8 protein-coding genes and 1 pseudogene are annotated in these 7,462 nt (G+C 62.4%); all 9 read left to right on the top strand.

What is annotated here, in order from left to right:
* Positions 1-232: 232 nt before the first annotated feature.
* Positions 233-691 carry a ribosome maturation factor RimP gene (locus NUW23_13745; protein ID MCR4427223.1) on the top strand — a complete coding sequence of 153 codons (459 nt, stop codon included), beginning with the start codon at positions 233-235 and terminating at the stop codon, positions 689-691.
* A 13-nt stretch (positions 692-704) separates the two neighbouring features.
* Positions 705-1,742 (top strand): annotated as a pseudogene (gene nusA, locus NUW23_13740) (transcription termination factor NusA).
* Between the two features lie 58 nt (positions 1,743-1,800).
* Complete coding sequence (locus tag NUW23_13735) at positions 1,801-2,076, top strand: YlxR family protein (protein ID MCR4427222.1); 276 nt, start codon at positions 1,801-1,803, stop codon at positions 2,074-2,076.
* Between the two features lie 27 nt (positions 2,077-2,103).
* Positions 2,104-2,430, top strand: coding sequence for a ribosomal L7Ae/L30e/S12e/Gadd45 family protein (locus tag NUW23_13730; GenBank protein ID MCR4427221.1), 327 nt, complete (start codon positions 2,104-2,106; stop codon positions 2,428-2,430).
* Positions 2,418-5,189, top strand: coding sequence for a translation initiation factor IF-2 (gene infB, locus NUW23_13725; GenBank protein MCR4427220.1), 2,772 nt, complete (start codon positions 2,418-2,420; stop codon positions 5,187-5,189). Before NUW23_13730 ends, infB begins: the two co-directional genes overlap by 13 nt.
* Before the next feature lie 46 nt (positions 5,190-5,235).
* Positions 5,236-5,517, top strand: coding sequence for a DUF503 domain-containing protein (locus tag NUW23_13720; GenBank protein MCR4427219.1), 282 nt, complete (start codon positions 5,236-5,238; stop codon positions 5,515-5,517).
* 28 nt (positions 5,518-5,545) lie between these two features.
* Entirely contained in the window at positions 5,546-5,911 is a 366-nt protein-coding gene (gene rbfA, locus NUW23_13715; protein ID MCR4427218.1) for a 30S ribosome-binding factor RbfA, read from the top strand.
* Positions 5,908-6,894, top strand: coding sequence for a bifunctional oligoribonuclease/PAP phosphatase NrnA (locus NUW23_13710; GenBank protein ID MCR4427217.1), 987 nt, complete (start codon positions 5,908-5,910; stop codon positions 6,892-6,894). Before rbfA ends, NUW23_13710 begins: the two co-directional genes overlap by 4 nt.
* Positions 6,882-7,462: tRNA pseudouridine(55) synthase TruB (gene truB, locus NUW23_13705; GenBank protein MCR4427216.1), on the top strand; the 581-nt coding region annotated here is incomplete at its 3' end. The genes NUW23_13710 and truB, both read left to right, overlap by 13 nt.

Below are 7,462 nucleotides of genomic sequence, written 5' to 3'. Positions count from 1 at the left end.
CAGCGCTACGGAAAGGCTCTTCAGCTCTTCTTCCCTACTGTGGATTGACGCGGTCGGTGTGTAAGTCGCTATTGCGTGAGCCCTGATGGTGTGGTATAGTAAGTGGTGTGAGGCTTAGAGTTGTCTGTGGATGTCTGTGCCGGTGAGAGTGGGTGAGGACCCACTCTTTCGTCATGTATGTTGCCCAAGAGGCCAATATCCGCGGTCTCGAGCCCGGGGAAGGGGGATTGTGATGGACCGCGCTCGCATCGAAGCCCGGGCGTCCCAAATTGCGGAGGTTGCAGCCTCCAGTTTCGGTCTTTCAGTCGTGGACACTGAGTTCGTGAAGGAATCCGGGTACTGGTATCTCAGGATCTACATCGAGAAGCCCGGTGGAGTGAGCATCGATGACTGCGCAGACCTTTCCGAGCGAGTCGGAGCCGAGTTGGACAGGTTAGACTTCATCCCCGCAAGCTACATGCTGGAAGTCTCGTCCTCGGGCGAGAAGCCCATACGGCGCGATGAGGAATACGATAAGTTCAGCGGGAGGTGGGCAATCATCACCACCTACGCCGAGATCGATGGCAGGAAGACCTTCGAAGGCTACCTTCGGGGGAACTCCAATGAGTCGGTCTTGATGGAGATAGACGGCGCCGTGATCGAGATCCCGCGAAAGAAGATAAGCAAGGCCAGGCTTGCTGTGCCCCTCTAGGAGGCTCTGTGGTATGGGACAGAACGACAACATCGAGGTGATCATGGCCCTCGACGAGCTGGAGAAGTCGAGAGGCATATCGAAACAGGTGCTCCTCGAGGCACTCGAGGCGGCCCTGGTCTCTGCTTTCAAGCGGCACTATGGGTCGTCCCAAAATGTACGTATCAGTATTGACCCGGCGAGTGGCAAGATCGTTGTCCTGTCGCGGAAGACCGTAGTCGAGGAGGTCCACGACCCCAGGACCGAGGTATCGCTCTCCGAGGCCCGAGAGAGCGACCCGGGTTTCCAGCCCGGCGACATCCTCGAACGCGAGGTCACCCCGAGGGAGTTCGGCAGGATAGCGGCACAGACCGCGAAACAGGTCGTGGTGCAGCGTATCCGCGAGGCAGAGCGCGGTGTCATCTACGATGAGTTCTCCAGCCGCGAGGGGGACGTTGTGACGGGCGTGGTCCAACGGCACGAACAGCGCAACGTAATCGTGGACCTGGGCCGGGTTGAAGCGACGCTCCCTCCGCAGGAGCAGATCGCCACGGAGTTCTACGAGCAGGGGCTCAGAATCAAGTGCTACGTGGTCGAGGTCCGCAAGACCAACAAGGGTCCAATGGTGCTCGTCTCCAGGACCCATCCGGGGTTGCTCCGCCGGCTGCTGGAGCTGGAGGTCCCGGAGATCGCCGAGGGCGTAGTGGAGATCAAAGGCGTCGCCAGGGAAGCCGGTGCCAGGTCGAAGATCGCTGTGGCTTCTCGCGACCCGAACGTGGACCCGGTTGGGGCGTGCGTGGGGCCGAGGGGTCAGCGCATCCAGGCAGTAGTCAATGAGCTCGGGGGCGAGAAGATCGACGTAATCCCTTGGAGCGAGGACTACTCCCAGTTCGTTGCGAATGCCTTGAGCCCCGCGAAGGCGGTGGGCGTGCGACCAGACTTCATTACCAAGGTGGCACAGGTGATAGTGCCCGACCACCAGCTGTCGCTCGCTATCGGCAGGGAGGGCCAGAACGCCCGGCTTGCCGCGAAGATCACGGGTTGGAAAATAGACATAAGACCTGAGTCGCAAATAGGCTTGGGCGGCATACCCAAGTTCGAAATCGACTTCTAGGGGTGTGATCCCAGGCGTGCCGAAGCCCAGAAAGGTCCCGCAACGGACCTGTGTCGGCTGCGGGAAGGTTTGTGCGAAGAAGGAACTCGTGCGCATTGTGAGGACGCCCGAGGGCGAAGTCGTCGTGGATCCGACGGGGAAGAAATCCGGGCGAGGGGCTTACGTGTGCCCCAGTCCGGACTGTCTCGCTCGGGCGACGAAAGGTAACAGGCTCGCGAGAGCGCTCGACGCGGAGGTTGCTCCGAGCGTGCTCAAGGCGCTCGAGTCGCAGATTACGGGAGTTGATGAATAGCTGGTTGGCTTCGATTGTCTCGGATTCCTGGGCCTCGCAGAGAAGGCCGGAGCGCTCGCGGTGGGCAGCGCGTCCGTCGCAAGGGCGGTGGAGTCCGGACGCGCCAAGCTCCTGGTGGTCGCAGGGGACGCATCGGAACGTACCACGTCCAGGTTCCAGCGGCTTGCGGGCCGCCGATTCCTCGAGATCATCAGAGTCTCTGACAGGGAGAGCCTGGGGCGCGCCCTCGGTTCACCCAGACCGGTCGCTATCGCGGCGGTCACGGACGAGAGTTTTGCTTCAGGTCTTCTGAAGCACCGCGAAGTTCTACGGCCTCTTTCGGGTCGCGGGGGTGAAGATCAATGGCAAAAGTGAGAGTTTTCGAATTGGCCAAGGACCTGAACATGCCAAGCAAGGATCTGGTAAGCCTCCTGAATGAGCTGGGGGTCAAGGCCAAGAACCACATGAGCGCGATCGACGAAAACGCCGCACGCTATGTGATGCGCAAGTATGGCCCTGATGCGCAGAAACAGGTGGCTGCTCCGGCGGCACCACAGACGCCCGCTGTTGCGCCTCCGGCTCCGGCCGCTCAGCCGTCACAGGCTCAGGTCCACCCGCGGGTCTCCGATCATGCGGTCCCTGAAAGGCCGCAACCGCCAGAGCCCACTGCTCACCAGGCCCGGCCCGCTAAGGCGCGTCCGGCGGCGAGCCAGACGTTCCCTAGGCAGGCGGAGAGGCCAGGGGGAACTCCGGGCCCGAGGCGGGATCAGGCGCCTTCGCGACCGAGAGAAGGACGGCCCGCACCAGGCCAGGTCCAGCGGCCACTCGATCCATCATATCCGTTTATCCCGGCGCGGCCGGCGGGTGCGTACCGTCCCAGCCCGGCTGGTCAGGGGCGTCCGGCTCCAGCGGGCCAGGGGAAGCCCGGCGCTCCCGGGGCCTACACGCGCCCGGCGAGCCCGGCTTACCCTTCCAGGCCTTCCGGATCTGGGTACCCGCTCGGTGCTAGGTCTGCGGGCTCACCCGCGGCGTCAGTGGGGCCGGGAATGCGGTCTGCAGCAGGTAGTCGGCCAGGGGGCAGCCCTGGGTTCAGGCGTGGCCCCGCGCTTGGAGTGCCGCCGCCGCCTGCTGTCACACCGGCAACACATGGGGGACGTGGGAAGTCGTGGAGTGGGCGAGGCAGACGCAGAGGCGAGTTTGAGGAAGACACCGGACGTGGGCCGTCGGAGAGACGCGCTGACAAGCGAGGGCGCAAGCGTGGCCCGACGACCTCGCCGCTCGAGGATACGAGACTCCTCGGAAGGAGACTTCTCGCTGGTGACCTGGACGACGAAGGGACCGTGAGGCGGTCCACGCGGCGCCGGGAGAAACCCAACAAGACCAAGCGTATCGAGGTCAGCTCCTCCATCTCCGTGCGAGACCTTGCTGCCAAGCTTGAGATTTCGGCCAGCGAGGCCGTTGGCAAGCTCGTGAAACTCGGGGTCATGGCCAACATCAACCAGGAGATAGAAGGGGAAGTCGCCCAGGTACTGGCTTCGGAGTTCGGAGTGGAAGCAGAGCTCACCTCCGAGAGAGAGGAACGTGAGCTGTCTCTCGCCGAGATCGTGGACCCTCCGGAGTCTCTCAAGCCCAGGCCGCCGGTGGTGACTATCATGGGTCATGTCGATCACGGCAAGACATCGCTTCTCGACGCGATACGTGAGTCTCACGTGACTGCCACCGAAGCAGGTGGGATAACACAGCATATAGGTGCGTACCAGGTTGAACTGCACGGGCGGAAGATAACCTTCCTCGATACCCCGGGCCACGAGGCGTTCACCGCCATGCGCGCTCGAGGCGCGCAAGTCACTGACTTGGCTGTGTTGGTTGTTGCGGCTGACGACGGGGTCATGCCCCAGACGATCGAGGCAATCAACCACGCGAGGGCGGCGAAGGTACCCATAATCGTGGCGGTGAACAAGATCGACAAGCCCAACGCCCAGCCTGAACGGGTCCAACGTCAGCTGGGTGAAATCGGCCTGGTCCCCGAAGAGTGGGGCGGCGACACCGTCATGGTCAAAGTGTCAGCCGTCCACAAGCAAGGCATCTCCGAGCTCCTCGAGATGATCCTGCTCGTTGCGGACATGCGCGATCTCCGCGCCAACCCTGACAGGCCTGCCGTGGGCACTGTGGTTGAAGCCAAGATCGACAGAGGCCGAGGCCCTGTCGCCACAGTGCTGATTCAGAAAGGCACTCTCAGGGTGGGTGACTCATTCCTGGTCGGCGAGGTGTTCGGCAGAGTCAGGGCGATGACGAACCACAAGGGTGAGCCGGTAGACCAAGCCACTCCGTCCATGCCGGTTGAGGTTCTCGGGCTGAGTGAAGTCCCGGTCGCCGGTGACGAGTTCCGGGCCGTCACCGACGAACGCGAGGCCAGGCAGGTGGCGGAGCGCCGCGCCGAACACCGGAGACTCGCGGAGATGAAAGAGGGCAGGCGCGTCTCGTTGGAGGACCTGTTCAAGCAGATCAAAGAAGGCGATGTCAAGGAGCTCAACATCATAATAAAAGCCGATGTCCAGGGCTCAGTCGAGGCTGTCCGGCAGGCCCTCGAGAAACTCTCATCGCCTGAGGTCCGCGTGGACATCATCCACGGGGGCGTCGGCGCGGTGACCGAATCCGACATAATGCTTGCCGCCGCCTCGAATGCCATCATAATAGGGTTCAACGTCCGCCCCGAGCCGGCCGCAGCGAGGAGCGCCGAGTCGGAACACGTGGACGTGAGGCTATATCGAGTCATCTACGATGCCATCGACGACGTCAAGAGGGCCATGGAAGGCCTGCTCGAACCGGAATTCCGCGATGTTACGTACGGGCGTGCGGAAGTCCGGGCCACCTTCAAGATCCCGAAAGCCGGGGTCGTGGCGGGGTGCTACGTCACCGACGGGAAGATACCGCGAACTGCGGGCGTCCGGGTTCTCCGAGACGGACTCGTGGTCTACGAGGGCAAGATCTCGTCGCTCAAGCGTTTCAAGGATGACGCTCGAGAGGTCAGCGCAGGGTTCGAGTGTGGAATAGGCATTGAGAACTGGAACGATGTAAGAGAGCAGGACGTCATCGAAGCCTACGGCAAAGAGGAGATCAAGCGAGCTCTGTAGGGCGCGAGCTGGCCCCGGCCGTGACGGGTGGGGTGGTGATGGCCGGATGGTTATCGGGGCGATGCACTGCGAACTGATGATCGACGGAAGCTGGTCGCTTAAGGACAAGCGGCGGGTGGTACAGAGTCTGATCGCCCGAACCCGGTCCCGGCACAATGTGGCCATTGCGGAGGTCGGGGACCAAGACGTCTGGAATCGAGCCCTGATCGGGATCGTGTGTGTGACCAACGATTCCGCGCACGCTTACAGCATGCTCGAGGCAGTGGCCAGGGCCCTGGATCAGGGCCCTGACGCCGTGCTTGAGCGGTATGAGATAGAGATTCTGTAGGCTGCGGGGACTGATGGAGGTGCGGGTGATGCCTACCTACCGGGCTGACAGGCTCCGGGATACCATACGCGAAGAGATCTCCAGCATGCTGCGGAAAGACCTGAAAGACCCGAGAGTCGGGTTTGCAACCATCACCGATGTTGAAGTCAGCCGAGACCTCAGGCACGTGCGGGTGTATGTGAGCATACTCGGTGACGAGCAATCCAGGGCCCAGACGATGCAGGCGCTGGAGAGTGCGCGCGGGTTCATCCGGACTGAGATAGGGCGACGCATTCGCCTCAGACACACTCCGGACTTCACCTTCGAGTACGACCAGTCCATCGAGCGCGGGTCTCGTGTGCTCGCGCTCATCTCCGAAATCCAGAAAGGGGAAGGCAGGGACGGGACCACGTGATCTGCCCAGATGACGTCGTCGCGGCATTCTCCGGCGCGACTACCATCCTCATCACCACCCACGTGGTCCCAGATGGTGACGCGGTCGGGTCGGTTCTTGGCTTGAAACATGCTCTCGAGCGCCTCGGGTGGGAACCGGTCGCGGCTCTTGCGGAGCCGGTTCCGTCTTCCCTGTCCTTCCTTCCGGGAGCCTCTTCTATCGTGACTCCGAGCGCCCTCGAGGCCGCGTATTCCCTTGCGATCGTCCTCGATTGTGGCGCCCTCGAGCGTGTGGGCGGGTGCCAGGATGCGGTTCGAGGCAGCGCCAAGGTGGTCAACATAGACCACCACGCCACCAACAGCATGTTTGCCGACGTGAACTGGGTGGAGACCGAGGCGGCCGCTTGCGGGGAACAGGTGGCCGCCATCATGAAACGCCTGGGCGTCGAGTTCGACCCGGCGATCTCCACCTGCCTTTACGCGGCCATCGCCACAGACACCGGCTCCTTCAGGTACTCCAATACTAGGGCTCAGACCTTCAGTGTTGCGGCTGAGCTTGTGGAGGCGGGTGCTAGACCCTGGGAGGTCTCCCAGAACATCTACGACAGCAAGCCCTACGGGTCGCTGGCCGCTCTGGCCGAGGCGATTCTCTCGATGGAGTTCCAGTGTGGGGGATCCCTTGCGGTCATGACCATTACCTCCGATCTCATGCGCAAACACGACGTGACGGAGGGTGAGACCGAGGGGTTCATCGGGTACGCAAGATCCGTGGCAGGTGTCGAGGTCGCGGTGGCCTTTCGTGAGCTGCCGGGGGACCAAATCCGGGTCGGGCTTCGCTCCAAGGAGAAGGTGGATGTGGCCAGGATCGCGGCCGAACTTGGCGGAGGCGGCCACGTGAGGGCGTCCGGATGCACAATCTCAGGTTCGATGGAGGCCGTAAAGTCGCAGGTTATCCCGAGAATAGCGGAAGCACTGTCGACAGCGGGTTTCAAGTGGACGGCCTAATCGTGGTCGACAAGCCCCAGGGGTTCACCTCTCACGACGTGGTGGCACGAGTGCGGCGGATCACTGATGAGCGTTCGTGTGGCCACACCGGCACACTGGACCCGCCTGCCACAGGCGTCCTTGTACTCTGCCTGGGGAGAGCGACCAGGCTCGCGAGGTTCATGGTCGACCTGCCTAAGGAGTACATCGCTGAGATTGTGTTTGGGGTCTCCACCGACACCGCGGATTCCACGGGGACGCCCACCAGAGAGACTTCCAACTTCGAGATCGAAAAAGCTGCCGTCTTTGATGCCATGTCCCAGTTCCGTGGCGAGATCCAGCAGGTGCCGCCGATGATGTCTGCAGTTCATCATAAAGGGCGCCGCCTTTACGAGCTCGCACGGGAAGGCATCGAGGTTGAGCGACAGGCTCGGACTGTCGAAATCTACGAGATTAGGCCAGTGGATGCAGAATCCTGGCCGGATCCCGTGGTCTTCGGGTCGCGAGGACGCATACAAGTGAGGTGCTCGAAGGGAACCTACGTGCGCACCTTGTGTGTGGACTTGTGCCGGGCCCTCCGAGTGGAGGG

The organism is Bacillota bacterium (genome assembly GCA_024655925.1).
In the GTDB taxonomy this organism is placed as follows: Bacteria; Bacillota; DTU025; order DTU025; family JANLFS01; genus JANLFS01.
The sequence above is the reverse complement of the archived record's forward strand: the minus strand, read 5'-3'. Positions and strand labels throughout refer to the sequence as shown.